This window comes from Mycobacterium sp. TH-M82, from assembly GCF_057473605.1.
Window position 1 is genome coordinate 1 of record NZ_JBYCKY010000414.1, and the last position, 27,000, is coordinate 27,000.

A 27,000-nucleotide genomic window follows, 5' to 3' on the forward strand; every position below is an offset into this window, starting at 1 on the left:
TGGACGTGGACCGCATCTCACACGTGCTCAACTACGACATTCCGCACGACACCGAGTCCTACGTGCACCGCATCGGACGCACCGGGCGGGCCGGCCGGTCCGGAAACGCGATCCTGTTCGTCAGCCCGCGGGAACGCCACCTGCTCAAGGCGATCGAGAAGGCGACCCGACACAAGCTCGCCAAGGCCGACCTGCCCACCGTCGAACACGTCAATGCCCAGCGGATGGCGAAGTTCGCCGACTCCATCACCGAAACCCTCGGTACACCCGGCACCGATGTGTTCCGCAGCCTGGTCGAGGATTACAGCCGCGAGCACGACGTGCCGATCGCCGATGTCGCCGCGGCGCTGGCACTGCAGTCCCGCAACGGCGAGGCGCTCCTGTTGGAGCCGGAGCCGCCGCCGGATAAGCGGTCGCATCGGCCCGATCGGCCGGAGCGTAAACCCGGTGGGGACACCAGACGACGCGCCAGGCCTGGTTTCGCGACTTACCGCATCGCCGTCGGCAAGCGGCACCGGGTCGGCCCCGGCGCCATCGTCGGAGCCCTGGCCAACGAAGGCGGCCTGCACCGCAGCGACTTCGGCCAGATCAGCATCCGGCCGGACCATTCACTGGTGGAGCTGCCGACCAAGCTCTCCCGCCAGACACTGAAAGCGCTGGAGCGCACCCGGATCTCGGGCGTGCTGATCAACCTGGAGCCCGATCGTCCACCGGGCCGGACGGGTCATCGCGGCACTGGCGGCACTGCCAAGCCGCGACGGAACGCCGGATGACACTGTCGAAGGACGTCGCGACTCGCGGCGGCCCCCGGCAGGTCTACCGCGTCGAGTCGCTGACCGGCATCCGCGCGGTTGCGGCGATCCTGGTGGTCGCCACTCACGCCGCCTACACCACCGGCAAATACACCCACGGCTATATCGGCCTGGTGTATTCCCGGCTGGAGATCGGCGTCCCGATCTTCTTCATGCTCTCCGGCTTTCTGCTGTTCCGGCCGTGGGTGCAATCCGTCGCCAGGGACCGGCCGGCACCATCGCTGCACCGTTACGCCTGGCACCGGGTGCGGCGCATCATGCCCGCCTATATCGTCACCGTGCTGACGGCGTACCTGGTGTATCACTTCCGCACGGCTGGACCGAATCCCGGCCACACCTGGACGGGGTTGTTCCGCAACCTCACCCTGACCCAGATCTACACCGACGGCTACTTGGGCTCGTATCTACACCAGGGGCTGACCCAGATGTGGAGCCTGGCGGTGGAGGTCGCTTTCTACGTTTTGCTGCCACTGCTGGCCTACGGTCTGCTGGTGTGGCTGTGCCGGCGGCGGTGGCGGCCGGTGTTGCTGCTGGCCGGGCTGGCTGCGGTGGCGGCGATCACCCCGGCCTGGCTGATCCTGGTGCATACCGCGAGCTGGTTGCCCGACGGTGCCCGGCTGTGGCCACCCAGCTACCTGATGTGGTTCGCGGGCGGTATGTCGCTGTCGGTGCTGGAGGCGATGCGGGTGCGTTGCTACGGGTTCGTGGCGATCCCGCTGGCGGTGGTGTGCTACCTGATCGCCGCCACCCCGATCGCCGGTGAACCGACGACATCGCCGCGCGAGCTGGACGAGGCGCTGGTCAAGGCGGTGTTTTACGCCGTGATCGCGATGTTGTCGCTGGCGCCGCTGGCCCTGGGTGACCACGGCTGGTACGTCCGGCTGCTGGGCACCCGGCTGATGGAGTGGCTGGGTGAGATCTCCTACGAGATCTTCCTGATCCACCTGGTGACGATGGAGATCGCCATGGTCGAGGTGCTGCACTGGAAGGTCTACACCGGCTCGATGCTCGGCCTGCTCGTGGTGACGCTGGTGCTGACGATTCCGCTGTCCTGGCTGCTGCACCGCGTCACCCGGGTCCGCTCTTGAACCATTGTGGATAGGTTACGCTGCCCTAAATTCGACGGGACGGAGTACCGATGGCCGAGCAGCCGGTTACCCGCGGCTGGCAGGGTGCGGTGCTCAGACTGCTGGGTGCCGGTGACTACCGGCTGACGGTGACCGGCCGCCGCGAGATCAACGCACACTACCTGCGGCTGAGCTTCGACGCCGGTGGTCTGCTCAGCGGGCGTGCGGTGCATCCGACCATGTGGATCCGGATGTGGTTCACCGACGGGGACAAGCTGCACCAGCGCGGTTACACGCTGGTCAACCCCGATCCCGTCGCCGACACCGTCGACATCGAATTCGCGCTGCACGACGGGCACAACGGGATCGCGTCGCGGTGGGCGCAGGCCGCGCAGCCGGGGGACACCATCGAGGCGACCGTGTTGGGCAGCAAATTCGCCATTCCCGAGCCGCCTCCGGCCGGCTACGTCATCGTCGGTGACAGTGCATCGTTGCCGGCGATCAACACGTTGCTGGTGGCGATCGGCGACGCACCGGCGCGGGTGTTCCTGGAAGCCCACTACGACGACGACCGGGACCTACCGGTGAATCGGCACACCGATGCCGTCTGGGTGGACCGCAAGAACGGAGCGTTGCTGCAGGCCGTCAGCTCGGCGGCGTTCGGCGCCGAAGATCATTTCGGCTGGGTGGCCTGCGACAACCACACCACCCGGGCGGTCAGTAAGATACTGCGGGAGAGTTACGGTATTCCGCGCAAATCGATTAAGGCCCAAGCCTATTGGGTTGTCTGACCTGTCTTTTCTGCGTGGGCGGGCGTCACCACTGGGACGACGAACTCCTCGAGCATCGTCCGCTCGTCGGCGGCGTCGCGGCCCGGGAAGACCAGCAGTGACGTCATCACCCGCGTCACCCAGCGGGCACGGCGCTTCACCGCATCGGCATCGGCGGGCCCGAGGCCCCGCACCAGCGCCTCGGCCATCGCTGTGACCACCTCGGACCGTTCCGCCATCTCGCCGCCGATCGGTGGTGCCGTCCCGGCGAACCATGACATCAGCGCCGGATTCTGTCGCACCAGCGCCAGCGACTCGGTGACACCGGTGATCAGTCGCCGGTGCGGGTCGTCGATGCCGGTGAGGGTCTCGGTCAGCTGGCGGTACAGGGTGTTGGCCCACCGGTGTACGTAGGCGGTGTAGAGGGCGTCCCGGTTGTCGAAGTACCGGTACAACGTCGCGCGGGAACACCCTGCGGCGTGCGCTATTTCGTGCATGCCGACCGAACCGGGGTCGTGGTCGGCGAACAACCGCTCAGCCGCCCCGAGAATTGCCTCGACGGCAACCTCGGTGCGCCGGTCGGCCAGCCAATCGGTGCCGGCCATCACGGGTTCGCCGTGAAGGGCAGCGACAGCGGGCGGCGTACGTAGCTGCCGCCGGCCCAGGTGATGCCGGCCTCGTCCACAGCGTAATTCGGGCACCGGGCCAACAGCTCCTGCAGCGCCACCCGTGACTGCATGCGGGCTGCCTGGTTGCCGATGCAGTGGTGCGCGCCGTAACCGAAGGCGAGGATCTGACGCGGCCTGCGTGCCACGTCGAGTTCTGCGGCGTCGGGTCCGAAGAAGCGCTCGTCACGGTTGGCCGAGGCATAGAGCAGCAACACCTTTCGGCCCGCCGGAACGGTGCTGTCGCCGATCGTCACGTCACGTGTGGCGGTGCGGCACAGTCCCTGAACCGGTGAGGTCAGCCGCAGCAGTTCTTCGATGGCGGCATGGATCAACTCCGGGGTGTCTACCAGCAGACGGCGCTGGTCCGGGCGCTGGTGCAGCAGTTGCGCTGATCCGCCCAGCATTCCGGTGGTGGTGTCGTTGCCGCCGGTGATCATGGTGAATGCGAACGCCAGGATGGACAGCAGGCCAGCGGTGTCACCGTCGGCTCCCAGCCCGGAGCTGACCAGGTGCGAGATGATGTCGCGCCCGGGCTCGGTTCGGCGGCGTTCGATCAGGCCGGTGAAGTAGGTCATCATCCCGGTGACCGCGTCACCGGCCGAGGCGAAGCCGGCTTCGGTGGCGCTGGCCGCGACGATCGCCTCGGTCCAGCCGTCGAACTGGGTGCGATCGGCCTCGGGCACCCCGAGGAAGTGCGCAACCACCAGCGACGGCAGCGGCTTGAACAGCTCGGCGACGATGTCCCCGGCGCCTGCCGCGCACAGCCGCTCGATGCGCGCCACGACGAACTCGCGCACCCGCGGCTCCAGCTCCCTGACATGCGCCGGAGTGAACGCACGCGCGACCAGCTTGCGGAACCGGGTGTGCACCGGCGGATCCTGCATCACCATCGGCGGGTTGTCGGCCAGGCCGATCATCTCCAACTCGCCGTAGTTGAGTGTCAGCCCATGCGCGGAGGAGAACGTCTGGTGGTCGGCCGCGGCCGACCAGACGTCGGCATGCCGGGACAGCACGTAGTAATCCCGGTCGGGCCGGTCGGGCTGGCCGGCATCGTGCCCGGGTACCACATGGTGAACCGGGTCGTGCTCGCGCAACGCGGCGTACATCGGGTAGGGGTCGGCCCACGTCTGCGCGCTGCACGGCTCGAACCTCGGTCGAGACATAGCAGTCAGCATGTCTTATAAGTACGACTATTAGACCAAAATGTCAACTGGCTCCCGCGCGAGTGTGCGCGTCCCCTGTCGACGCGCCGAGCAAATCACCGGGTTTGTGCACGCTCGCTCCGTGCCCCTCAGATCGCGGCGCCGGGGTTGAGAATGCCCAGTGGGTCGAGCGCGGCCTTGATCCGCTGGTTGAGCGCCATCACGTCCGGGCCCAGGTAGCCGGCCAGCCACGGCCGCTTCAGCCGCCCGACCCCGTGTTCGCCGGTGATGGTGCCACCCAGCCGGACGGCCAGGTCCATGATCTCGCCGAATGCGACCTCGGCGCGGGCCACCATCGCTGCATCGGCGGGGTCGTAGACGATCAGCGGATGGGTGTTGCCGTCGCCGGCGTGGGCGATCACCGAGATGGTCAGCTCACGCTCGGCGGCGATGGCCTCGATACCGATGACCAGATCGGCCAGTGCCGGCAGCGGCACGCCGACGTCTTCGAGCAGCAGTGAGCCGGTGGCTTCCACTGCTGGAATGGCGAACCGCCGGGCGGCGACGAACGCCTCACCCTCCTCCGGGTCGTCGGTGGAGAACACCTCCTTGGCGCCGTGCTCGGCGAACACGCCGGCCATCAGTTCGGCATCTTCGGCTCCGGCCCGTCCGCGCTCGTCGGAGCCGCCTAGCACCATCGCGGCGGCCTCGCGGTCCAGGCCCATCCGGAAGTGGTCCTCGACGGCGTTGATCGCCGCGGCGTCCATGAATTCCAGCATCGCCGGGCGGATCCGGGTGGTCACCGCCAGCACCGCTTCGGCCGCGGCCCGCACCGAGGCGAAGGTGGCCACCACCACGGCCGACGGGTGTTGCGCCGACAGCAGCCGCAACGTCACCTCGGTGATCACGCCCAGGGTGCCCTCACTGCCGACGAACAGCTTGGTCAGCGAGAGTCCCGCGACGTCCTTGAGCCGCGGGCCGCCCAGCCGCACCGCGGTACCGTCGGCCAGCACCACCTGCACACCCAGCACGTAGTCGGTGGTCACCCCGTACTTCACGCAACACAGCCCGCCGGCGTTGGTGGCGATGTTTCCGCCGATGCTGCAGATCTCGAACGACGACGGGTCCGGCGGATACCACAGCCCGTGCTCGGCGACGGCCTTTTTCACCTCGGCGTTGAGCAGACCCGGTTGGCACACCGCGGTGCGGGTGGCCGGGTCGACGGTGATGTCGCGCATCTTCTCGGTGGACAGCACGATGCTCTCGTCCAAGGCGGTCGCCCCGCCGGACAGCCCGGTGCCCGCACCGCGCGCCACCACCGCGACGCGGTGCCGGCTGGCCCAGCGCAGGATCACCTGCACCTCTTCGGTGTGACGCGGCCGCACCACCGCCAGCGGTTTGCCCGCCGACGGGTCGAACGCACGGTCCTGCCGGTAGCCCTCGGTGATCGCGGGATCGGTGATCACCATGCGGTCCGGCAGCTCGGCGATCAGCTCGGCCAGCGCGTGGGCGTCCACACGCTGATCCTACGGAGCCGCAGGCGCGCATGTGGACCCTGAGGTAGCGCCGCTCATACAGGTCGCGGGCAAGGGACACTCCGCGGTAGCGCGCGAGCTTTTCTGATCAGACCATCGATGTCCCAGGCCGCCCCTACCCTGAACGGCGTGGAGGACCTGAACGGCGCGCAGGACGACGAACTGCCCGAGGGCGGACCGGTCGACCACTGGGCTTCGTATCTACCCGGCCCCGACCTCGTTCCCGCGTACCTGGTCGTGAAATACGCGGCGCAGTACCGGGCGGTCGTCGACGTGTTGCTCGAGGCGCAGGACACCAGCTTGACCGGCTTGTCCTATGACGATGTCCGTGCACGCGTCGCGGCGTACCTGGCTGCCCGAATTCCCGCCGACGCCGTAGACGACATGGTGGCGGACGACCGATTCAACCTCGAAGCACGCCTGGAGCGGCTGGTCCGGTGGGGCGTGCTAACCCGATGGCAGGAGCCGGCGCGCACCGGTGAGGACTTCTTGCGCAAGCGGGACCGCTACCAGCTCACACCGAAAGCGGCGCGGCTGCACACGTTTTGGACGGAGGATCTGCACGCTGAGGAGGCGTCGGCCGCCGACCTGACGCTGGCGCCACGTGCGATCCACGACCGGCTTAACGTGTTCGCCGACGCGGTCGCGGACCGGCGTTACCGCGATGCGGCGACTGAATACCAGGTCGTCATCAGCCTGCACCACGGCATGGCGACCGCCGCGCGGACCTGGCAGCGCAGCCTGGCGCATGCCCTGTCCGGTGGCCCCGACCCGGACAAGCAGGAAGTGTTGTGGCGGACGTTGCGCTCCTATATCGGCATGTGGGGCGAACAGGTCGACGTGCACAGTCCGCGGATCGCGGACCTGATGACACGGTGCACATCGATGCTCAACGAGTCGGTGTGGCGGGCCTGTTGCCGAGCCGCGTCGGAGGATGCCGATGACGAGCAGGTAGCACTACAGGCGGAACGTTGGCAACGGACGTGGTCGGCTCTGACGGCATGGTTTGAGGGCAGTGAAGGGCAGGCGCGGCGGCTGCGGCGGCAGCTGCGTGACCTGGTGACGCCGTGGGCGCGCAACATGCACATCCTGATGGATACCGGTGGCACGGTGACCCGCCGCACGGAGCTGCTGCGTTTGGCGCGGGCGATCGAGCGGGCTCGCGACGATGAAACCGCTTGTCGGCTCTGGGATACGGCCACCGGGCTGTTCGCCGCGCGGCACCTGCTGCTGCCGTCCGACGCGGCCGACGACCATACCCGCTCCTGGGCCGATGCGCCGCCAGCCCCTGTGACGGCGCGGTTTCGCGAGCACGGCGTGCGCGCCGCGGTGGGCCGGCGCGCCCAGGTGCCCGACTACGCGAAGGGCCGCGCGGCGGCACGACGGGCCAGAGCGGCCGCGGTGGCCGCCCGAGCCGAGGCCGAGGCGGCGTTGCGGCGGCGCTCGGGGACGCGGTTCGCGGGATGGGAGTGGCTGTCAGAGGCCGAACTGGATCTGCTGCTGGAGTTCCTCGCTATCGCCCGCGCAGATGACGGCGCAGTCCGTACCGGCGTGACGGGCGATGGGCGATGGCGCGTGACGCTGTGTGCGCCGACCAGCGGGCCGTCGACGGTGTCGCTCCCCAGCCCGCGCGGGAGACTGGCGGCGGTCAACTGGCGATTCGAGCTGGAGTCGCTGCGATGACGCGCGATGCCGCCGAGCGTCAGCGCGCCTTCACCGGCCTGCTCGCCCACCCGGTACTGGATCGCTGGCGCTACTGCGAACTGTTTGCGCTGGTGCGCAACCCTCGCCACCGGCCCATCCTGGTGGACTGGTTCAAAAGTCGACTCAACTACGACCTGGTGATCACCGAGTCGGCGGCCCGTTTGTTCCGGCGACCGATCGGCAACGACGTGATCGCACCGCAACGCCACGGCGCGCCGGGGCGCCGTGTGCTCACGTTGGCGATTCTGGGCGCGGCAGTCGCCGAGGACGCAGAAGATCTCACCACCACCCAGGAGCTCTCCGACCGGGTTCGAGTCCTCACGCGTCGCGACGACGTCGGTCTGGCGGAATATGACGCCGACCGCTTCGTCGACCGGTCGCAATTCGTCAAGGCGGTGGGCCTGCTGGTCGACGCCGGAGTGCTACGGCCCGTCGACCGCGACGACGAGGACCGCCGCGAGGGCTGGGCTCACCACCGGGACACCGTCGGCGGCGCGTACGAGGTGGTGCGGCAGTTGCTGCTTCGGCTGGTTGATCCCATCGCGCTGTCTGCGGCATTGGGCGAGCGCGGTGACGACCTCGACGCCGCGGCGGCCACGGATGCGACGAGCCGTTATGTTGTGATGCGCCGACTGGTCGAGTTGCCGGTGTGCCTGATCGCCGACCTCGGGGACGCCGAGCGGGCATATCTGGCGAACCAGCGTCACCGCCTCGTCGCCTGGTGTACCGAGATGACCGGCTGGGTGGTGGAGCAGCGGGCCGAGGGACTCGCCCTTATCGCGTCGGAGGAGGCCGAGACCGATCTGCCGTTCCCCCGGCTGCGAGCCGTCGATTTCGCCAGCCTGATGGTGCTGGACGAGCTCCGAACCCTGGCCGATGAGCAGGGGCGGGTGAGCGCGGACCAGTTGTTGCAGGCCGCGACCGAGGTGCGCTTCCGTTACCCGAAGGCGTTGACCAAGGAGTTGGAGACAGACCTCGCAACACGCGACCGGGCGGTCGAACTGCTTCGCGCACTGGATTTGCTGCGCCCCGAAGTCGACGGCGGGTGGTCGCTGTCGCCGGCGTCGGCTCGGTTCCGCAACCCGTCCGTGGTATCGGTCACGGCGCGACTGGGCGAGGATGAAGAGCCATGACACCGTCAGATGCCGCTTCCGCCTGGGAGCACGAGTGGCTTGCCGCCGCGCTCGACGGGGGGCTGCCCGAGCCGCACCGTGGCCGCTGGCAGCCGCTGCGGGTGGGCATCATCGGCCTGTGGGAGTACGACGACACCGAATTCTGGTTCGCTGACGGTCGACTGGTGCTTCGAGGCGGCAATGGCGCCGGCAAGACCAAGGTGCTCGAGCTCACCACCCTCATGTTGCTGCGGGGCGAGGTCACCCCGTCGGTGCTCGACCCGTTCGGCTCCCAACACCGCACCATGCGTTTCAACCTGCTGCCCACCGGGGAGGGCGATGACCCGCGGCCGCCTGCCGATTCCGGTCTCGGCTATGCCTGGGCGGAGTTCGGGCGGCTGGACGACGATGGCCAGGCCCGATTCTTCGTCTGCGGCATGGGGATGAGCGCACGACGAGGCACGGGAACCACCGGCGTCACCACCTGGCAGTTCTTCACCGGGCTGCGGCCCGGCAAGGAGCTGCAGCTGATGGCTGGCGGGCGTGCTCTGGAGCAGAAGGAGCTTCGCAAGCTCGACGGTGTGTATCTGCCGGGCAGCGCGGTGGCCTACCGAGAGCGGTTGGGCCAGGAGCTGTTTGGCCTCGCCGCAGCCTCCTACGACAATCTCACCGATTTGCTCAAGCAGCTGCGCAAACCGAAACTGGGTGAGCGGCTCAGCCCCACACTGCTCGAAGAGACATTGCGGGATGCGTTGCCGCCGTTGGCGACTCACGAGGTAACCCAGCTGGCCGAGGGGTGGGACCACCTTGAGGCGCTGCGCGGGGCGGTGGAGCAGACGCAGCAGGCAGCGGCGGCCGTCGCGCAGTTCGTCCGGGAAGGGTGGCGGCCGTGGGCGCGGGCCGTGTTGCGGCAGCGGGCCGACGAGTTCACCCAAGCCACCACCGCGCTGGACAACACCACCCGCGCCAGAAACGAGGCGGAGAAGACGCTGCGTGAGGCCAACCAACTCGTCGCGGAGGCCGACGAGCAGCTCACCACATCCAAGCGGCTCGAAGGCGACCGCGATACGCAGCTGCGCGAACTCCTGGAATCCGCCTCGTATCGCGACGCCCTGACGGCGAGTCAGCGGGTCGCGCAGCTCCGTAACGCGGTCGCGAGCCTGCGGGATCAGCTGGCCGCCGCGGAGAAGCGGTCCGACGCCGCCCAACAGGCGCACGCGAACGCCACAGAGTGGCTTGCGAAAGTCCAGCGCGAGACCGAGAACATCCAAGGGCGGGTGGCCGAGCAGGAAACCGCCGTCCGGGAGGCCGCGCCGACGGCGGGGCTGGTGGCGTCGGCGGATGCGCTCCTGCCGGGCAGGGATGTAGACGCCCTGCTCGCCGATCACCAGACGCGCTTGGCGCGTTTCGACCGGCTCACCACCCTCCACGAGGGCCACGCGACCGTCGAACGCCAAGCCGAACAGTCCGGCCAGCGGGTGCAGACGGCCGAGCAGGACGTGGCGACCGCCCAGGCTGACGAAGCCCAGGCCGTGGGACAAGTCGAGCAGGACGCCGAGACGCTGCGGCAGCAGATCCGCGACTGGGCCGACGCTGCAGCGGTCGCCGTCTGCCCAGCCCGGCTGGTCGAGGAGTGGTGCGACCAGATCATCGAGCTGACCGTGATCGACGCGGAAGCCGGTGCCGCGCATCCGGGTTTGTCGGTGGTGGACACCATGCGGGATCACGTGTCCGGGGTGCGGCGAGACATCGCCGACCGTGTCGGGGCGCTGTGCGTGGAGCGCGCTCCGCTCGCGACCCGGCGGCAGGAGGTCGACGACGAACTCGACCGGGTGCGCACACGAACCGACAGCCCGCCGCCCGCCCCGACGCTGTGGGCCCGGCGGGAACGCCCGGGCCTCGACGACGAGCTTGGTGCGCCGCTGTGGCGGCTGGTCAACCCTGTCGACGGCCTGGACGCTGACCTGCTCGCCCGGCTGGAAGCCGCCGCCGCGGCCTCCGGCCTGCTGGACGCCTGGGTGTCCGCGGACGGGATGGTCGACACGGTCGACGGCCGGCTGCTCGCCGATGTCCAGTTGGGATCCCGTGGGGGTGCGCGCGGGGAGAGCCTGCTTGCGGTACTTGAGCCGGATGAGGCCTGCTCTGTCGAACCGGATGTCGTGCGAGGTGTTCTGGCCGCCGTCGCGTGGCATGACACCGCGCCCGCCGACAATGACGGCGACTGGCTGGCCGCCGACGGCAGTTGGCGAGTGGGCGGTCTGACCGGGCGGGCCGAACCGGCCGGACCGGCCTCCTACCTGGGCGCGGCCGCGCGAGCCGCGGCGCGGGACCGGGACATCGCCCGACTGCAGGCCGAACGCACCGAACTCGACGCGCGCCTAGTCGAGCTGGACGGGCGGATCGAGGGCCTCGACCGCGCGCTGCAGACACTCGACCGGGAATATGAGGCGATCCCGGCGCAGACCGAGCGTGTCCTCGTCGGACATGTCGGCAAGCTAGCCGAGCGGTCGCGGCGGCGTCTGGTCGCGGAGGGGAGCCTCGTCGAAAAGCGCGCCCGCCACGAGGAGGATCTGGCCCGGCGGGACCAGGCGTGGGCGGCGTTCGTGGACTACGCCGCCGAGCACGACTTCGCGCTGCACGACCTGGATCGGCAGGGTGCGGCGATACGCGAATACGGGATGCGGCTACAGGGCTTGGCGGGCGTGCTGGAGCTGCTGGCCGCACAGTTGACGACCCTGGATGAGGCGACCCGGCGCTGCACCGAACAGGAGGCGAGCTGGCAAGCTGCGGTCGCGGAGGCGGCCGGACTGACCGAGCAGCATCGACAATCGCGGGTGCGGCTGGCCACCGCCGAGGACGCACTCGACGTCGAGCACGCTGAGCAGCTGCGTCGCAAGGACGCCCTCGACACCGAGATCACCGAGTTGCGCACCCGGATCGGCCAGCTCAACGAGCAGCTGACCGACGCCAAGGTCGCCGAAGGAACCGCCACGACCACACTGGAAACCCACGAGAGCCAACGCGCAACCGCCGAGCAGCACCGCGATGTGGCGATGACCGCGCTGTGGGCCGCGGTCGATCACGGCCTCGCCGAGCCGCTGGGTCTGACAGCGCCCGAACGACGAGCCGTCCAGGCGGCCCGGGAATTCGCAAGCGGCTTACGCAAAGACATCACGCTGCGGGAGCAGGCCGCCGACGTGGAGCGGGCGTGGCGGCGGTGCTACGACCAGTTCGGGCAGCTTCGCCAGCGGTTGCTGCCGGACCGGGATGCCCGGGTCAACGACGAGGTTGGCGATGACTTGCCGCAGGTTGTCGTGCTCGTCGACCCTGACCGGGGCTGGCTGGCGCCGCCCGCCGCGGCCGACGCCCTGACCGAACGCGTCAGGGAGCAACAGGAGCGGTTTGACGCCGAGCAGCAGCGCGTGCTGACCACCCTGCTGGGATCGGCGTTCATCGAGCACCTCAAGGACCGTCTGGACTACACCGCGCATACGTTGCAGCGGATCAACGACAAGCTCGCCGCACACTCCACCCGCCACGGCCACGTGGTGCGCGTGCAGTGGGAGGCCGACCCCAAGGATCCCGATGCCAGCGCTGTGGTCAACGCGCTGCGGCAGGGATACCAACAGCTCACCCAGGAGCGGCAGGACATGGTGCGGGACTTCCTGCGGCGGCAGATCGAGGCGGCGCGTGACGACGCGAATGCTGAAGGTACTGCGGACTGGAAGGACCAGTTGGCGCTGGCCCTGGACTACCGCCGCTGGCTGCGGCTGACCCTGCAGTACCGGCAGGGGGCGGGCGGGACGTGGGCGTTGTTCGACGCCGCTAAGCACGCCGCAAAGTCCGGCGGGGAGAAGGTGGTGCTGTTGGCTCAGCCGCTGTTTGCGGCGGCAGTGGTCGCCTATGACGCCGCCGGTAGTCACGCGCCGCGCTGTGTGTGGCTGGACGAGGCGATGACTGGTGTCGACGCGACTGTCAAGGCGTCGTTCATGGGACTCACCGTCGACTTCGAACTCGACGTGATGTTGACTGCGCACGACGAATGGTGCACCTACCCGACGGTGCCGGCGGTGGCGATCTATGACCTGGCCCGGCAGCCAGGCATCGCCGGTGTGGACAGCCAACCGTATCTGTGGTGCGGCTGTGAGCTCCAGCAGCTCGCGGTTGACCGACTCGGTGTGGGGCAACACCCGGTAACCGTCATAGCTCAAGGTTTGTTCGCCGAGGAATCCGGTGACTGAGATCCCCGCCGGGCTGGTGGCTTGGGTGCGGCTGCCGGGCCCGGCGCTGGTGTTGTGGCACATCCGCGACCGTGCGGCCAAGGGATCCGAGATCGAGCGAGGCACTTTGCGCGTCGCGCTGACCCGCGAACAGCGCCGCGAGGTGGCGCTGTTGTTGGGGACGCCGTGGGAATTGACCGATCGGGCGGTGCGCCTGCAGGATCTGGCCGCCGCGCTGGCCGAACACGGTCTCACCGTTCGCGGCCTTGTCGAAGGCATCGACGATCGACCGCTGGTCAATCTCCGTCAGTTGCGTGCCGATGAACGAGCATCCGCGAAGACCGCATCTGAGCAGGAGCGGGCGACGGTGGTCGACCTGCTCGAAGCCGCAGGAGTCCGAGTTTCAGCCGTACAGATTTGGCTCGACGACCCGGGGTTGCCAAAGGCCGGTTCTGGTGAACTCTTGGCCGTCGCCGAGCAGGCCGTGGTGGTGTGGCGCCAGCTGCCGGGCCTGGGCCGCTCCGTATCGCTGGCGCAACTTGCGGCAAGCATCGGCGACTATGACGCGCATGCTCTTGACTACGACCGGCTACTTGGCCGGGCGGTAGCCCGGTTGGTTGCGGCAGAGTACGGCATGCCGCGACCGCATCGCGCGGGCCGCGACTGGCGACTTGTCTGGGCGCGTGTGGGTGTGAAGTGCGACGGTGTGTCGTCGCGAGTGCTTGTGCTGAACCTTCCGCTGGAAGGTGAGGTGCCCGCCGTGCGGTGGTGTGCAGCCAGCCCCGGTGAACCGGTTTGGCTTACCCTACGGTCGATCACCGGTTCATGGACAGCGCCTCCGGAGGCCACAATCTTCGTGTGCGAAAACGTCACGGTGCTGGAGGCGGCGGCCGACCGATTGGGTGCGGACTGTCCGCCGATGGTCTGCACCGACGGCAACCCCACCAACGTGGCACTGGATCTGATCGCGGGCCTGGCCGATGCTGGATGCGGGATCAAGGTACGAGCTGACTTCGATGCTGTCGGGTTAAACATAGCCGACCTGATGCGGTCCGCGGCACCGGCGGCGACCGGCTGGCGCTACGACACTGCGACCTATGCCATGCATTTGGGCCTCGACTTCGCTTCCGAGGCTTCCAGCGGAAATGAGCTTGAGCACCTGCGCGCCTTGTTCGGCCAGCATGGCATTGCGATCCACGAGGAAGCGATCCTGGACCAGCTGATGGCCGATCTCGATCAGGCTCGCCTGTCGGTCAGCTGACTCCCTGCGCGGCGCAGCGTCTCTGCTCGGAACCCTCAGTTTCGGCCGCACTGCGTACCCGGCACGATGGTCGCGTGCACCCGCATCCGCGCACCGGAAAGCGGTTCGCCTCTCCGGTGCCGCCGGGCTCCGGCTGGCCGGGTGATCGGGCCACACCGCAAACCCCGGTGGCCGCCGACGCCGACGAGGTGGCGGAGTTGGCCGGCCAAGCGCGCGCCATCCGCGAACTGGACGCGATGATCAGCGTGTGCCGAGCCTGCCCGCGGCTGGTCAGCTGGCGGGAAAAGGTTGCGGTGACTAAACGGAAAGCGTTCGCCGACGAGCCGTACTGGGGGCGGCCGGTGACGGGTTTCGGCGCGGAACGCCCACGGCTGACGGTCGTTGCGCTGGCGCCGGCAGCACACGGCGGTAACCGCACGGGCCGCGCCTTCACCGGTGACCGTTCGGGTGACGAGCTGTTTGCGGCGCTGCACCGGGCCGGGCTGGCCAGCGCACCGACCAGCGTGGACGCCGGCGACGGGCTGAAGCTGACGGGCACCCGGGTGATCGCGCCCGTGCGCTGTGCGCCGCCGGACAACGTGCCGACGACCGTCGAGCGGCACACCTGCGCACCATGGCTGACCACCGAGTGGCGGCTGACCGGCCGTCACGTGCGGGTCATCCTGGCGCTGGGGGGTTTCGCCTGGCAGTCCGCGCTGAACATGGTGCGATCTGCCGGCGGCGACGTTGGGCGGCCGATACCGAAGTTCGGCCATGCCGCGGAGGCGACCCTGCACGCCGGGCGGCGCAAGGTGGTGCTGCTGGGCTGCTATCACCCGAGTCAGCACAACACCTTCACCGGAAGGTTGACCAGGCCCATGCTGGACGACGTGTTTCACCGGGCGGCTGTCCTGGCCGGACTAACCCGTTAACCGTCGGCATTGACGCGATGCTTGATCTCGACGGGTAGTCGGTATCGTCGGGTTGTGCCGATAACAGCGTGGGCCCGGCGCGGGGAAAGACACCCGACTGGGTTCACAGCCTGGCTTGCCACGGCGCCGTAGGCTTACAGCGTGGCCGGGATCGTTGCGTGGAAGCTGAGGCTTGCTCTCGACATGTATGAGGTCGGCGAGCAGATGGAGCGCATGCGACTCCGGCGTGAACGCCCCGATGCAGATGTTGCCGAGATTGAAGCGGCTGTCGAGACGTGGCGGACGACACGTCCGGGTGCGGAGGCGGGCGACAGCGCCGGCCGGATGTCTACCCGGTTCACGTGAATGCTGTCGAAGCGGCACTGCGCAAAGCGGCCAAGGACCTGACCGGGCTGGGGCAACGGTGGGCGATTGTCGGTGGTTTCGCGGTTTCGGCGCGAGTGGAACCACGCTTCACCCGTGATGTCGACATCGCTGTCGCGGTGGTGGACGACCATGCCGCGGAGTCATTGGTCCGTCGGCTGCTTACCCAGCAGTACAGGCTGCTGGCCTCGGTAGAGCAGGACGAGGTCGGGCGGTTAGCGACGGTCCGTCTCGGAGCAGCCACGGATACCGCCGCGAACGTCGTGGTGGACCTGCTTTTTGCCAGCTGCGGCATCGAGCCGGAAATCGCCGAGGCTGCCGAGGAGATCGAAATCCTGCCCGGGCTCGTCGCACCAGTCGCCAAGACTGCGCATCTGATTGCGATGAAACTCCTTGCCAGAGACGACGACCGCCGGCCCCAGGACCGTAGTGACCTTCGCGTGCTCATTGAAGCCGCATCTGATGAAGACATCGAAGATGCCCGCACGGCGATCGAGCTGATCAGCGCGCGCGGCTTCCACCGAGGCCGTGACCTGGCGGCGGAATTGACACGCCTCGCCGGTAAATGCTGACGGCGGCCGCATCCACCGGCCAACTGCTCAGACCCCCGGACGGACTCGTCGATGCCGGTGCGAAAACGGCTGCTATGCGGTGGCCTTGCACGCCGCCGTCGCGGCCCCGGTCGCCAACAGCTTCACGCTGGGCGCGCAGGCGTGAGCACGATGACCGGGATCGGCCGTGAGGTCTTGCGCTGGTACGCCTTGTAACGGTTGCCGTTGTTGTCGTTGACGATCTTCCACAGCCGGTCATAGCCGGGATCCCCGGGCAGCAGCGGCTTAGCGGTGACTCCGAATCGCTTTGGCCCGACATTGATTTCGACGTCAGGATGCGCTTTGAGGTTATGATACCAGCCGGGGGCCCGGGGGTCGCCGCCTTTGGACGCGACGATCAGATACGAGTCCCCGTCGCGTGCGTAGGTCAGCGACGTGGTTCTGGCCCTGCCCGTCTTGGCGCCGACGGTGTGCAGCAGCAGACTGGGAACCCACAGCACCCGATGCCCGATCCAGCCGTGGGACGTTTGATAAACGGCGTTGTGTACGCGTATTGCGGGAGGCAGCAGACGCTGTTCAAGCCAGGATGCAAAAGACATTCGCCCAGTATTACCGCGCCGCGTCGATCCGCGCCAGCGCGTCGCGCAGGATTCGTCCGGTCGCCTGTCTATCCGGGTCGCGGCGCAACAGGATCCCCTTGGCGAGGGACAGCTTGTCGCCGTTGCGCCGGGGCAGCACGTGCAGGTGAATGTGGAACACCGACTGGAAGGCGGCGCGGCCGTCGTTGATCGCGAGGTTGGTTGCGTCGGCCAGTGCCGTGGCGCGCGCCGCCTGCGCGATCCGCTGGCCGATCGCCGTCATACCGGCCAATGTCCTGGTGGGCGTGTCGGTCAGGTCGACGGTGTGCTGCTTCGGCAGCACGAGCGTGTGCCCGCGGGTGAATGGCCGGATGTCGAGTATGGCCAGGTAGTCGTCGTCTTCGTGGACACGCACCGCCGGCGCCCTGCCCGCGACGATCGCACAGAACACGCAGGGCATACCGTCACGGTACCGCCGGCAGGGCGGCAGCGATCGCCTTGATCGCGCGATCCAGGATTGTCCGAGACGTGGCAAAGTTCAGCCGCACGAAACCCGAGCCCACCGTGGCACCGAACGGGATCCCCGGGTTGACCGCCACCTTGGCGTTGGCCAGCAGGTAGCCGGCCGGCTCGGCGGGCAGGTGCAATGCGCGGAAATCGATCCACGACATATAGGTGGCCTCCGGGGAATTGACCCGCACCCCCGGCGCCAGCTCGGGCAGGCTCCGTGCCAGGTGGTCGCGATTGGTTTGCAGATACACCAGCGTCTCGTCCAGCCAGCTGCCGCCGTGGGTGTAGGCGGCGATATTGGCGCGGATCCCGATTGTGGACGCACCCATCTTGTGCAGCATGTTGATCTTGTCCCACTCGTCGGCGTCACGACGGTTGGACAAGATCACCTGGGCGCACATCAGGCCCGGCAGGTTCCACCCCTTGGAAGCCGACACCAGGGTGATCACCGTGTCGGCGGCCGCATCCGACACCGAAGCGGCAGCGACGTGCGGCCTTTCATAGACCAGCGGTGCGTGGATCTCGTCGGCGATGACTCGCGCGCCGTAGCCGGCCGCGATGTCCACGATGGCGCGCAGCTCGTCGGCGGCGAACGCGGTGCCCAGTGGATTGTTCGGATTGCACAAAATCAGCGATCCGGCCCCGCTGGCGAACGCGGCGTCGAGCGCGTCCAGATCCATCACGTAGCGGCCCGAATCTTGCTGGGGCATGGGAATTTCCACTCGCCGGCGGCCGGTGACCTGCAGCAGGTCGAAGAACGGCATGTACGCCGGGACCGGCAGCACCACCGGGCTCTCGGGGCGAGTGAGGAAGTTGACGACGACTTCCATCCCCTTGAGCACGTCCGGCACCACGCGCACCCGGTCGGGCTGCACAGCCCAGCCGTAGCGACGCCGGCACCACTGGGCGGTCGCTGTCGGCAGCACCTCCTCGCGCAGCGACGGGTAGCCGAACTCCTCGTTGGTGATGCAGGCCTGCACCGCGTCCAGCACCGGCGGCGCGGTGGGGAAGTCCATCTCGGCGATCCACAGCGGCAATACGTCGGGGTCGAAGAAGTTCCATTTGATGGTCTTGCGCCGGCGCAGCTGTTCCTCGGCCAGCGAGTCGAACGCTTCATCCATGGCACCGCTCCTCCTCGTCGCTGGTTCCCCCGCAAGCGGGTGATACCCCCACTGCATCGTCGCCGGTGCGGCTCATATCAGTAGTCTGCCTGCATCCGGCGATAGGCTGTGCCGGTGGAGTCCACCGATCCGCGCGAACTGGCTTTCGCCGGTGCGGCCGAGCAGGCGCGAATGCTGGCCGCGGGCACGATCACCGCGTCGGCGCTGCTGGCGGTCTACCTGGAGCGCATCGCACGGCTGGACCCGCAGCTGCGCTCCTATCGGGTGGTGCTGGCCGACACCGCGCGTGCGGAGGCCGCCGCCGCCCAGCAACGCCTTGACGCAGGCGAACGGCTGCCGCTGCTCGGGGTACCGGTCGCGATCAAGGACAGCGTCGACGTCGCCGGCCAGGTGACGACATACGGCACCAGCGCGCATGGGCCGGCGGCAACGCAGGACGCCGAGGTTGTCCGGCGGCTGCGCAAAGCCGGCGCGGTCATCATCGGCAAAACCGCGGTACCCGAGGCGACGATGTTCCCCTACACCGAGTCGCTGACGTTCGGAGCGACCGCCAACCCCTGGGACACCACCCGAACACCGGGCGGCAGCAGCGGCGGAAGCGCCGCGGCGGTCGCGGCCGGTTTGGCGCCCCTGGCACTGGGTTCCGATGGCGGCGGCTCCATCCGCATCCCGTCCAGTTGGTGCGGCGTGTTCGGCCTCAAGCCGAACCGCGGCCGAGTCCCGCTGGCGCCGCACGACGACGCGTGGCAGGGGCTGAGCGTCAACGGGCCGATCACCCGCTCGGTGACTGACGCGGCGCTGTTTCTGGACATCACGACGACTGAATCAGACCAGCCGGAGCCGCAGGGCGGCTTCGCCGCGGCGGCCGCACGCGACCCGGGCAGACTGCGAATCGCGTTGAGCACCAAGATGCCACCGCCCCCGCTCGCCCGGCTCGGCAGTGCACAGCGCCGCGCGGTCGACGAGGCCGGTGTGCTGCTTCGCGATCTGGGCCATCACGTCGTCAACCGCGACCCCGACTATCCACCGGCGGTGATCCACCGGTACTATCTGCCGCGCTACTTCCGCGGCATCCACGACGACGTGCGCTCGCTGCCGTACCCCGAGCGGCTGGAGACGCGGACCCGCGCGATGTCGCGTATCGGTGCGCTGTTCTCCGACCGGCGGATCGCGGCGGTACGTGCGAAGGAGGCGGCGGTGGCCGCGCGTGTCCAGTCGATCTTCGCCGACGTGGACGTGCTCGTCACGCCCGCCAACGCCATCGGGCCATCGCGCATCGGCGCCTACCAGCGCTGCGGCCCGGTGACAACCCTGCTGTTGGTCGCCGCACGCGTTCCGCATCAGCAGATCTGGAATCTGACCGGCCAGCCCGCCACGGTGCTGCCGTGGGGTTTCGACGGCGACGGTCTGCCGGTCGCGATCCAGCTCGTCGGCAGGCCTCGCGACGAGGCGACGCTGCTGTCCCTGGCCGCGCAGATAGAAAAGGCGAGACCGTGGGCGCAGCAGCGCCCTGCGGTGTCATGACCGCCACTTTGCTGGTCCGGGTGGTTGCGGCCGCTGCCGTGCTCATCATGGCGCCTCTGGCCGCTTGCGACCACCGTGGGGGTCCGGCCGCGCCGTCCGGTGCAGCGAACCAGGCGCTGCTCGATGCCGGTGAAACGGCGCAGGCCGCGGTTGCCGGCAGTACGGTCATCTCCATCCAAACCCAGCGCGACAACACCGGGTGGGACGTCCAGGTCGTCACCGCTGACGGCACCGACCATCAGGTCGGGGTGTCCGCCGACGGCACCAGAGTCGACAGTGGTCCCAGCGTCAAGTCCGAGACCGCCCAGGACAAGGCGAAGCACCGCAGCCGGGTGCGGGCGGCCAAGCTCGACTACCGCCAAGCCGTCTCGGCGGTTACCGTGGCAGTGCCCGGGCGGGTTACCGAGCTGAACCTGGACAGCCACATCGGAATCACGGTCTGGAAGGCCGACGTCACGGACTCGGACGACGCCGAACACCAGGTGCGCATCGATGCCGCCTCCGGCGGCATTGTGACCAAGAATTGACCGACGCCGGCGACATGGCGGATCCCGAGATCGAAGCCCTGCTCGACGGATTGAACGGTGCCGCTCGCACCCAGCGCGCCGCGTTGATCGCCTGGCTGCGGGAGCTGGGCTTCACTGTCGAACAGATCCGCGCCGCGCCCGCGCCCGCGTTGCTGCCCGCGGGTCGGGTGGTCGGCCAGGGCGACGACCACGTGTCGGCGCGGGAGATCGCCGACACCCACGATATCGACGTCGAGTTGCTGCAGCGCGTGCTACGCGCGATCGGCCTGGCCCGCGTGGATGATCCCGATGCCGCGGTGTACCTGCGCGCCGATGGCGAAGCTGCCGCGCACATGCAGCGGTTCCTCGACGCCGGCTTGGATCCCGACGACATCGTGCAGGTCGCTCGGGTGCTGGCCGACGGGCTTTCGCGTGCCGCGGAGGTGATGCGCTATGCCTCGCTGGCGGCCGTACTGGAACCCGGCGGCACCGAACTGGAGATCGCCAAGCGATCACAGGCACTGGTCAGCCGGCTGGCGCCGCTGCTGGGCCCGTGGATCACCGACATGTTGTTTATGCACCTGCGCCACCAGTTGGAGGCCGAGGCGGTCACCGCCAGCGAGCTTGCCGCGGGCAGCGCACTGCCGGGTGCCCGCCAAGTGACCGTCGCATTCGCCGATCTGGTCGGCTTCACCCGCGTGGGCGAAGCCGTGCCGCCGGCGGAGTTGGAGCAGCTGGCCAACCGGCTCGCTGAGCAGGCCCGTGACGTGGCCGTCTCGCCGGTACGGTTCGTCAAAACCATCGGTGACGCCGTGATGTTCGTCTGCACCGATGCTGCGGCGCTGTTGGATGCGGTGTTGAAGCTGGTTGAGGTCACCGACACCGATGGAGACTTCCCCCGGCTGCGCGCCGGCGTGGCATCCGGTGCGGCGGTGAGCCGGGCCGGCGACTGGTTCGGCAGCCCGGTGAACCTGGCCAGCCGGGTGACCGGGGTGGCTCGGCCGGGCGCTGTCCTGGTCACCGAGTCCGTGCGGGAAAACCTCGCCGAAACCGGTCGCTTCAGCTGGTCGTTCGCCGGTCCGCGGCACCTCAAGGGCATCAGGGGCGAGGTGAATCTGTTCCGGGTTCGGCGCCGCCAAGACAGCTGACCCCGGTTGAGACCGGTTCGGCGGATCTGCACATAAAGGCAGGCCCGGTGGACACTGGGGGGCGTCTCACACATCCTGCGCGGCCGGTTTTCATCCCCGTCAACCGGCTCTTCGGATCCGTCCTCTCCGGGCCTGCTTCGGCGTCGACGCTACGCCGCCGGCCCCCCGCTATCAATGGTTTTCACCCGGCCGATTGGCCGTCGCGTGAAGCGGAGGCGGTGACGATAATTCGCTCCCGGCGAAAATCGCTGACGACAATAGCGCAACGGTGTAATCATGTAATCATGAACGTTCATCATATGCACGGCAACCGCTACGGCCGCCCCGGTGGCTGGCAACAAGCGCACCAACCCGATGCCGGCGACGCCGCGGATTGGTTCGCCGGACGCATCCCGGAAGGGTGGTTCGACGGGGACCCGACCGTCGTCGTCGACCGCGAGGAGATCACCGTCATCGGCCGGCTGGCACAATCGCAAGGCTCCGGTGAGTCCGGGCCGGAGAGCCCAGCCCACGCGTCCGGGCGCGCCTCGCGGTTCCGCGAGGACACCCGAGCGGAGCGGATGGCAATCGCCGACGAAGCGCAGGACCGCTACGGTCGCAAGGTGTCCTGGGGTGTCGAGGTTGCCGGCCGCCGAATTCTGTTCACCCACATCGCGGTGCCGGTCATGACGCGGTTGAAACAACCCGAGCGCCGGGTGCTCGACACCCTGGTCGACGCGGGTGTGGCCCGGTCGCGCTCCGACGCGCTGGCCTGGTCGGTGCAGCTGGTCGGTGAGCACGCCGAGGATTGGCTGACCAAGCTGCGCGAAGCGATGTCGGAGGTCGACGAGTTGCGGACGCAGGGGCCGGATCCGTAGGGTCCCAGCCCAGCTGGCACCAGCCCGCGCTACCCGCGCGCCATCGCCCAATAGGCGCCGCGCCGGGCCAGAAGCTCTAAGTGGCTGCCCTGCTCGACGATCCGGCCGGCCTGCATCACCACAATTCGATCGGCGTCTCGGATCGTCGAGAGCCGGTGCGCGACAACGAAGCTCGTCCGACCCCGCCGCAGGTCACGCATCGCCTGCTGGATCAGCAGCTCGGTGCGGGTGTCCACCGAGCTGGTCGCCTCGTCGAGCACGAGCAGCTGCGGGCGGGCCAGAAACGCCCGCGCGATGGTGATCAGCTGGCATTCTCCGGCGCTGATCCCGGCCCCGTCGTCGCCGACCTGGGTCTGGTAGCTATCAGGCAGGGTCGCCACGAACCGGTCGACGTAGGCTGCGCGGGCGGCCTGGACGATCTCGTCCTCGCTTGCTTCGGGCCGTCCGTAGCCGATGTTCTCCGCTATGGTTCCGGCGAACAGCCAGGTGTCCTGCAACACCATCCCGATCGGCGAGCGCAGCGAGCGCCTGCTCACCGATGCGATGTCGACTCCGTCGAGCAGAATCTGTCCGGAGTCCACGTCGTAGAACCGCATCAACAGGTTGACCAGCGTGGTCTTGCCGGCACCGGTCGGCCCGACGATCGCCACCGTGCTGCCCGGTTCCACGGTCAGCGACAGATCCTCGATCACCGGAACTCCGGGCCGGTAGCCGAAGTTCACCCGGCGGAACTCCACCAGCCCACGCGGTCCGGAACCATTGGGCGACAACGTCACCACGCTGTCGGCGGGCTCCTCGGGCTCGTCCAGAAACTGGAATATCCGTTCGGCGCTGGCCGCCCCGGACTGCAGCGTGTTGTACATCGACGCCAGTTGGGTCAGCGGCTGGTTGAACTGACGCACATAGGCGATGAAAGCCTGCATGCCGCCCAGGGTGAGCTGCCCGGTCGCCACCTGCAGGCCGCCGATCACCGCCACCGCGACGTAGCTGAGGTTGCCGATGAATCCCGCCGCCGGCGACAACAGGCCGGAGACGAACTGAGCACCGAAACCGGCCCGGTACAGCTCGTCGTTGCACTCTTGGAACCGTCGTCGCGCCCACTCCCGGTGACCGAACGCCGTGACCAGCGTGAATCCGCTGTAGGTCTCCTCGATGTGGGCGTTGAGCCGTCCGGTGGCGGCCCACTGGACGGCGAACAGCCGTTGCGAGCGGCGGGTGATCACCCGCACCGCCAACAAAGACAGCGGCACCGCCAGCACGGTGATCGCGGCCAGCAACGGCGAGATGGACACCATCATCGCCAGCACCGTCACCACGGTCAGCAGCGAGCTGAGCAGCTGGCTGATCGTCATCGACAGCGACGTCTGGGTGTTGTCGACATCGTTGGTGACCCGGCTCAACAGCTCCCCGCGCTGTCGGTGGTCGAAGTAGCTCAGCGGCAGCCGGTGCACCTTCTCCTCGACGTCGCGGCGCAACGCCATCGTGGTCCGCTGCACGATGACGTTCAACAGCCTGGCGTGCAGCCAGACCAACAGTGCGCCCAGCAGATACAGACCCAGTGCCAGCGCCAGGGTGCGGCCCACCGCACCGAAGTCCACCCCCTTGCCCGGCACCACGTCCATCCCGGACAGCAGGTCGGCGAACGTTCCCTCGCCGCGGGCTCGTGCTGCCGCCACCGCCTGCTGCTTGGTCAGCCCGGCCGGCAGCTCCCGGCCGATCACTCCGTTGAACAGCAGGTCGGTCGCGTGTCCCAGGATCCGTGGTCCAGCCACCCCGATTGCGATGCCGGCCAGCGACAGCGTGACCACCGTGGCGGCCGGCCCGCGTTGCGGGCTAAGGCGTTTCACCAGCCGAACCGCGGTAGGCAGAATGTCGTGGGACCGCGCCGCCGGTTCCTGCATGCGCGGCGGGGCGGTCACCGCGGCCCGCTCACGCGAGAGGCCACCGACTGGGACTCGGCGAACGCGGCGTATGTGGGGCATCCGGCCAGCAGCGTTCGGTGGCTGCCGGCACCGACCACTCGCCCGTCGTCGATGACGATCACCTGGTCGGCCTGGATGGCGGTCGAGATCCGTTGCGCCACAATGATCACCGTCGCGGCGGCTGCGACGTCGAGCAGCGCTGTGCGCACCCGCGCCTCGGTGTGCACGTCCAGCGCGGAGAACGAGTCGTCGAACAGGTAGATCGCCGGCCGGCGGATGGCCGCGCGGGCGATCGCCAGTCGTTGCCGCTGCCCGCCGGAGAAGTTGGCGCCGCCCTGGGCCACCGGTGCTGCCAGCCCGTCGTCGTGGGCCGCCACGAACCCGTCGGCGGCGGCCACCCGCAACGCTTGCCACATCTGGTCGTCGGTGACGACTTCTCCGGGGGGTGCGCCGTAGCGCAGGTTGTCGGCGACGGTGCCGGAGAACAGGTAGCCGCGCTGCGGCACCAGCCCGATGCTCGCCGACAGCCGCTCGGGGTCGTAGTCGCGCACGTCAACCCCGTCGATGAGCACCGCGCCGCCGGTCACGTCACGCAACCGGCAGATCAGGGAGATCAACGTCGACTTGCCCGACCCGGTGCCGCCGACCACCGCGGTGGTGGTGCCGGGACGCGCCTCCAGTGAGACGTCGCGCAGCACCGCCAGGTCGGCGCCCGGGTAGCGGAAGCTGACACCGGCCAGCCGCACCACCCCGATGACGCCGCGCCGCGGCGAGACCGGGTGCGCCGGGGCGCTGATTGCCGGGCGGGTGGACAGCACCTCGGTGATCCGCTCGGCGCACACCGAGGCCCGCGGCAGGATCGCCAGCATCGTCGTCGCCATCATCACGGCCGTCAGGATCTGCAGGAAGTAGGACAAGAACGCGACCAGCGAGCCGATCTGCATCTGGCCGGCGTCGATGCGCAGCCCACCGAACCAGATCAGCGCCACGCTGGAGCCGTTGATGATGAGCATGGTGGCCGGCAGCATCATCGCCTGCAGATTGCCGGCTTTCAGCGCGGTCTTTGACAGCGTGCGGTTGGCGTCGGCGAAGCGGTCCCGTTCGGTGGGCTCGGAGACGAACGCGCGGATGACCCGGATCCCGGCGAGCTGGTCGCGCAGCACCCGGTTGATGTTGTCGATCAGGGCTTGCAGGCGGCGAACGACCGGCACCATCCGCGCGACGATCGCGTAGTTGGCCACCGCCAGCAGCGGCACGCTGACTCCCAGCAGCCAGGACAGCCCGACGTCTTGGTGCACGGCCATCAGCACCCCGCCGATGCCCGTGATCGGCGCGGCCACTCCCACGGTGGCACTCAACTGCACCACGATCTGGATCTGGCGGACGTCGTTGGTGGTGCGGGTCAGCAGCGACGGCGCCCCGAACCGGGTTGTTTCACCCTCCGACAAGCCGGTGATGTGGGAAAACATCGCCCAGCGCAGGTCGCGGCCGAAACCGGTCCCGGTGCGCGCGGCGCAGTACATCGCCGCGACGCTGCAAGCCACCTGCAGCCCGGTCACCCCCAGTAGCACCGCACCGAGCCGCACGATGACGACGGTGTCGCCGCGGGCTATGCCGTCGTCGATGATCGTGGCGTTGACGGTCGGCAGGTAGAGCGATGCCAGCGTGCCGATCAGCTGCAGCGCCATTACCGCCGCGACCAGCCAGCGGTACGGCCCGATGTGGCAGCGCAGCAGCGCCGAGAGCATTTGGTAACTGTCGCACACCGCGCCACCGGCCGCTGGCCGGTCGCGGGCCGGCCCCTGACACGAACCGACTGCTCACCCGGTGTGTCATGGTTGACCGGCAACCGTCAAGCTACAGTGCATCGTGTGACCAGCAGAAGGTGCCGGTAGCGTGCGGCCCACCATGACGACACGGGCGGCGTTGGCTGCCGCGGCCGCGACCGTGATCGCGTTGGCGGCCGGATGCTCCGATTCCGGCTCGACCGGCTCTCAGTCCACCGGCTCACCGGGATCGGGATCGGGGTCGGCGGACGGCCAGCACGGGCCGATGTTCCCACAGTGCGGAGGCATCAGCGACCAGACCGTCACCGAGCTGACCAGGGTGACCGGGTTGGTCAACACCGCGCAGAACTCGGTGGGCTGCCAGTGGTTGGCCGGCGGCGGTATCTCCGGCCCGCACTTCTCCTTCTCCTGGTATCGAGGCAGTCCGATCGGGCGGGAGCGCAAGACCGAGGAGCTGTCGCGTACCAGCGTCGAGGACATCAACATCGACGGCCACAGCGGATTCATCGCGATCGGCAACACCGCGCCGGCACTGGGTGACAGCCTGTGCGAAGTGGCGATCCAGTTCTCCGACGACTTCATCGAATGGTCGGTGAGCTTCGCCCAGAAACCCTTCCCGGATCCGTGCGACGTCGCTAAAGAACTCACCAGCCAGTCGATGGCGAACGCGAAATGAGGCGCCCGGTGCGGGTCCGGGCGCTGGCCGCCGCGGCGTCGGCGGTGGCGCTGGCCGTGCTGATGACGCTGACCGGCTGCTCAAGGGAGGTGGGGGGCAACGCCGTCAAGGCGGGCGTCGGCGATGCGCCCCGCAACGACAACTCCGAGCGGCAGTACCCGAACCTGCTCAAGGAGTGCGAGGTGTTGACCACCGACATCCTCGCCAAGACCGTGGGCGCCGACCCGTTGGACATCCAGAGCACGTTTGTCGGCG

Annotated in this window: 23 protein-coding genes and 1 pseudogene; 16 read left to right on the top strand and 8 right to left on the bottom strand. The window is 68.7% G+C overall.

The genetic code is table 11. The features are described 5' to 3' along the window. From AC2VON_RS12865 to AC2VON_RS12875, 3 genes are all read left to right on the top strand, one after another. On the top strand, positions 1-773 hold a 773-nt coding region (locus AC2VON_RS12865), incomplete at its 5' end, for a DbpA RNA binding domain-containing protein (RefSeq protein ID WP_486953311.1). Further along, entirely contained in the window at positions 770-1,900 is a 1,131-nt protein-coding gene (locus AC2VON_RS12870; protein ID WP_486953312.1) for an acyltransferase family protein, read from the top strand. The genes AC2VON_RS12865 and AC2VON_RS12870, both read left to right, overlap by 4 nt. Before the next feature lie 50 nt (positions 1,901-1,950). Beyond that, positions 1,951-2,670 carry a siderophore-interacting protein gene (locus tag AC2VON_RS12875; protein ID WP_486953313.1) on the top strand — a complete coding sequence of 240 codons (720 nt, stop codon included), beginning with the start codon at positions 1,951-1,953 and terminating at the stop codon, positions 2,668-2,670. Here AC2VON_RS12875 and AC2VON_RS12880 read toward each other — a convergent pair. From AC2VON_RS12880 to AC2VON_RS12890, 3 genes are all read right to left on the bottom strand, one after another. Beyond that, positions 2,655-3,254, bottom strand: coding sequence for a TetR/AcrR family transcriptional regulator (locus AC2VON_RS12880; RefSeq protein WP_486953314.1), 600 nt, complete (start codon positions 3,252-3,254; stop codon positions 2,655-2,657). The two genes, AC2VON_RS12875 and AC2VON_RS12880, sit on opposite strands and share 16 nt — an antisense overlap. Further along, complete coding sequence (locus AC2VON_RS12885; protein WP_486953315.1) at positions 3,254-4,480, bottom strand: cytochrome P450; 1,227 nt, start codon at positions 4,478-4,480, stop codon at positions 3,254-3,256. The genes AC2VON_RS12880 and AC2VON_RS12885 overlap by 1 nt, the downstream gene beginning before the upstream one ends. Before the next feature lie 128 nt (positions 4,481-4,608). Next, a complete protein-coding gene (locus tag AC2VON_RS12890; RefSeq protein WP_486953330.1) occupies positions 4,609-5,928 on the bottom strand; it encodes an FAD-binding oxidoreductase in 1,320 nt (439 codons plus the stop codon). A gap of 195 nt (positions 5,929-6,123) precedes the next feature. Between AC2VON_RS12890 and AC2VON_RS12895 the strand changes: the two genes are divergently transcribed. The 7 genes from AC2VON_RS12895 to AC2VON_RS12925 all read left to right on the top strand — a co-directional run bounded on the left by AC2VON_RS12895 (position 6,124) and on the right by AC2VON_RS12925 (position 16,137). Beyond that, positions 6,124-7,677 carry a DUF2397 domain-containing protein gene (locus AC2VON_RS12895; RefSeq protein ID WP_486953316.1) on the top strand — a complete coding sequence of 518 codons (1,554 nt, stop codon included), beginning with the start codon at positions 6,124-6,126 and terminating at the stop codon, positions 7,675-7,677. After that, complete coding sequence (locus AC2VON_RS12900; RefSeq protein ID WP_486953317.1) at positions 7,674-8,831, top strand: TIGR02678 family protein; 1,158 nt, start codon at positions 7,674-7,676, stop codon at positions 8,829-8,831. Before AC2VON_RS12895 ends, AC2VON_RS12900 begins: the two co-directional genes overlap by 4 nt. Continuing rightward, positions 8,828-13,051 carry a TIGR02680 family protein gene (locus AC2VON_RS12905; protein ID WP_486953318.1) on the top strand — a complete coding sequence of 1,408 codons (4,224 nt, stop codon included), beginning with the start codon at positions 8,828-8,830 and terminating at the stop codon, positions 13,049-13,051. Before AC2VON_RS12900 ends, AC2VON_RS12905 begins: the two co-directional genes overlap by 4 nt. Next, the gene (locus AC2VON_RS12910; RefSeq protein ID WP_486953319.1) at positions 13,044-14,291 is read left to right on the top strand and encodes a DUF2399 domain-containing protein; all 1,248 of its coding nucleotides are present in this window, start codon (positions 13,044-13,046) and stop codon (positions 14,289-14,291) included. The genes AC2VON_RS12905 and AC2VON_RS12910 overlap by 8 nt, the downstream gene beginning before the upstream one ends. Positions 14,292-14,365: 74 nt before the next feature. Beyond that, on the top strand, positions 14,366-15,202 hold the full coding sequence (locus tag AC2VON_RS12915) for a uracil-DNA glycosylase (RefSeq protein WP_486953320.1): 837 nt from the start codon (positions 14,366-14,368) through the stop codon (positions 15,200-15,202). Positions 15,203-15,343: 141 nt separating this feature from the next. After that, positions 15,344-15,547, top strand: coding sequence for a hypothetical protein (locus tag AC2VON_RS12920; protein ID WP_486953321.1), 204 nt, complete (start codon positions 15,344-15,346; stop codon positions 15,545-15,547). Beyond that, positions 15,544-16,137 (top strand): nucleotidyl transferase AbiEii/AbiGii toxin family protein, encoded by a 594-nt coding sequence (locus AC2VON_RS12925; RefSeq protein ID WP_486953322.1) that lies wholly within the window; start codon positions 15,544-15,546, stop codon positions 16,135-16,137. The genes AC2VON_RS12920 and AC2VON_RS12925 overlap by 4 nt, the downstream gene beginning before the upstream one ends. Positions 16,138-16,259: 122 nt before the next feature. Here the strand turns inward: AC2VON_RS12925 and AC2VON_RS12930 are convergent, their stop codons facing one another. The 3 genes from AC2VON_RS12930 to AC2VON_RS12940 are packed head-to-tail and all read right to left on the bottom strand — an operon-like array spanning position 16,260 to position 18,325. Beyond that, positions 16,260-16,715: a nitroreductase family deazaflavin-dependent oxidoreductase gene (locus AC2VON_RS12930; RefSeq protein WP_486953323.1), complete on the bottom strand. Its 456-nt coding sequence runs from the start codon at positions 16,713-16,715 to the stop codon at positions 16,260-16,262. A 10-nt stretch (positions 16,716-16,725) separates the two neighbouring features. After that, a complete protein-coding gene (locus AC2VON_RS12935) occupies positions 16,726-17,154 on the bottom strand; it encodes an HIT family protein (protein WP_486953324.1) in 429 nt (142 codons plus the stop codon). A 4-nt stretch (positions 17,155-17,158) separates the two neighbouring features. Beyond that, positions 17,159-18,325: a MalY/PatB family protein gene (locus tag AC2VON_RS12940; RefSeq protein ID WP_486953325.1), complete on the bottom strand. Its 1,167-nt coding sequence runs from the start codon at positions 18,323-18,325 to the stop codon at positions 17,159-17,161. A 171-nt stretch (positions 18,326-18,496) separates the two neighbouring features. Between AC2VON_RS12940 and AC2VON_RS12945 the strand changes: the two genes are divergently transcribed. The 4 genes from AC2VON_RS12945 to AC2VON_RS12960 all read left to right on the top strand — a co-directional run bounded on the left by AC2VON_RS12945 (position 18,497) and on the right by AC2VON_RS12960 (position 22,360). Beyond that, a complete protein-coding gene (locus AC2VON_RS12945; protein ID WP_486953331.1) occupies positions 18,497-19,849 on the top strand; it encodes an amidase in 1,353 nt (450 codons plus the stop codon). Beyond that, entirely contained in the window at positions 19,846-20,376 is a 531-nt protein-coding gene (locus AC2VON_RS12950) for a PepSY domain-containing protein (protein WP_486953326.1), read from the top strand. Before AC2VON_RS12945 ends, AC2VON_RS12950 begins: the two co-directional genes overlap by 4 nt. A gap of 14 nt (positions 20,377-20,390) precedes the next feature. Beyond that, a complete protein-coding gene (locus AC2VON_RS12955; protein ID WP_486953332.1) occupies positions 20,391-21,503 on the top strand; it encodes an adenylate cyclase regulatory domain-containing protein in 1,113 nt (370 codons plus the stop codon). 284 nt (positions 21,504-21,787) lie between these two features. Continuing rightward, positions 21,788-22,360 carry a hypothetical protein gene (locus AC2VON_RS12960; RefSeq protein ID WP_486953327.1) on the top strand — a complete coding sequence of 191 codons (573 nt, stop codon included), beginning with the start codon at positions 21,788-21,790 and terminating at the stop codon, positions 22,358-22,360. Between the two features lie 29 nt (positions 22,361-22,389). Here the strand turns inward: AC2VON_RS12960 and AC2VON_RS12965 are convergent, their stop codons facing one another. Then, complete coding sequence (locus AC2VON_RS12965; protein ID WP_486953333.1) at positions 22,390-24,261, bottom strand: ABC transporter ATP-binding protein; 1,872 nt, start codon at positions 24,259-24,261, stop codon at positions 22,390-22,392. Between the two features lie 14 nt (positions 24,262-24,275). Further along, positions 24,276-26,030 carry an ABC transporter ATP-binding protein gene (locus AC2VON_RS12970; protein ID WP_486953328.1) on the bottom strand — a complete coding sequence of 585 codons (1,755 nt, stop codon included), beginning with the start codon at positions 26,028-26,030 and terminating at the stop codon, positions 24,276-24,278. A gap of 160 nt (positions 26,031-26,190) precedes the next feature. Between AC2VON_RS12970 and AC2VON_RS12975 the strand changes: the two genes are divergently transcribed. Next, positions 26,191-26,745 carry a DUF3558 domain-containing protein gene (locus AC2VON_RS12975; protein WP_486953329.1) on the top strand — a complete coding sequence of 185 codons (555 nt, stop codon included), beginning with the start codon at positions 26,191-26,193 and terminating at the stop codon, positions 26,743-26,745. Beyond that, positions 26,742-27,000: pseudogene (locus AC2VON_RS12980) on the top strand (DUF3558 domain-containing protein); the annotation flags it as partial. The gene AC2VON_RS12975 and the pseudogene AC2VON_RS12980, both read left to right, overlap by 4 nt.

Excerpts from the sequence above, each read along its gene's own strand:
- AC2VON_RS12875 (WP_486953313.1), top strand. The coding sequence starts at position 1,951 with ATGGCCGAGCAGCCGGTTACCCGCGGCTGGCAGGGTGCGGTGCTCAGA.
- AC2VON_RS12965 (WP_486953333.1), bottom strand. The coding sequence starts at position 24,261 with ATGCAGGAACCGGCGGCGCGGTCCCACGACATTCTGCCTACCGCGGTT.
- AC2VON_RS12935 (WP_486953324.1), bottom strand. The coding sequence starts at position 17,154 with ATGCCCTGCGTGTTCTGTGCGATCGTCGCGGGCAGGGCGCCGGCGGTG.
- AC2VON_RS12880 (WP_486953314.1), bottom strand. The coding sequence starts at position 3,254 with ATGGCCGGCACCGATTGGCTGGCCGACCGGCGCACCGAGGTTGCCGTC.
- AC2VON_RS12870 (WP_486953312.1), top strand. The coding sequence starts at position 770 with ATGACACTGTCGAAGGACGTCGCGACTCGCGGCGGCCCCCGGCAGGTC.
- AC2VON_RS12885 (WP_486953315.1), bottom strand. The coding sequence starts at position 4,480 with ATGTCTCGACCGAGGTTCGAGCCGTGCAGCGCGCAGACGTGGGCCGAC.
- AC2VON_RS12890 (WP_486953330.1), bottom strand. The coding sequence starts at position 5,928 with ATGGTGATCACCGATCCCGCGATCACCGAGGGCTACCGGCAGGACCGT.
- AC2VON_RS12905 (WP_486953318.1), top strand. The coding sequence starts at position 8,828 with ATGACACCGTCAGATGCCGCTTCCGCCTGGGAGCACGAGTGGCTTGCC.
- AC2VON_RS12930 (WP_486953323.1), bottom strand. The coding sequence starts at position 16,715 with ATGTCTTTTGCATCCTGGCTTGAACAGCGTCTGCTGCCTCCCGCAATA.
- AC2VON_RS12945 (WP_486953331.1), top strand. The coding sequence starts at position 18,497 with ATGCTGGCCGCGGGCACGATCACCGCGTCGGCGCTGCTGGCGGTCTAC.
- AC2VON_RS12900 (WP_486953317.1), top strand. The coding sequence starts at position 7,674 with ATGACGCGCGATGCCGCCGAGCGTCAGCGCGCCTTCACCGGCCTGCTC.
- AC2VON_RS12975 (WP_486953329.1), top strand. The coding sequence starts at position 26,191 with ATGACGACACGGGCGGCGTTGGCTGCCGCGGCCGCGACCGTGATCGCG.
- AC2VON_RS12955 (WP_486953332.1), top strand. The coding sequence starts at position 20,391 with ATGGCGGATCCCGAGATCGAAGCCCTGCTCGACGGATTGAACGGTGCC.
- AC2VON_RS12940 (WP_486953325.1), bottom strand. The coding sequence starts at position 18,325 with ATGGATGAAGCGTTCGACTCGCTGGCCGAGGAACAGCTGCGCCGGCGC.
- AC2VON_RS12960 (WP_486953327.1), top strand. The coding sequence starts at position 21,788 with ATGAACGTTCATCATATGCACGGCAACCGCTACGGCCGCCCCGGTGGC.
- AC2VON_RS12970 (WP_486953328.1), bottom strand. The coding sequence starts at position 26,030 with ATGCTCTCGGCGCTGCTGCGCTGCCACATCGGGCCGTACCGCTGGCTG.
- AC2VON_RS12950 (WP_486953326.1), top strand. The coding sequence starts at position 19,846 with ATGACCGCCACTTTGCTGGTCCGGGTGGTTGCGGCCGCTGCCGTGCTC.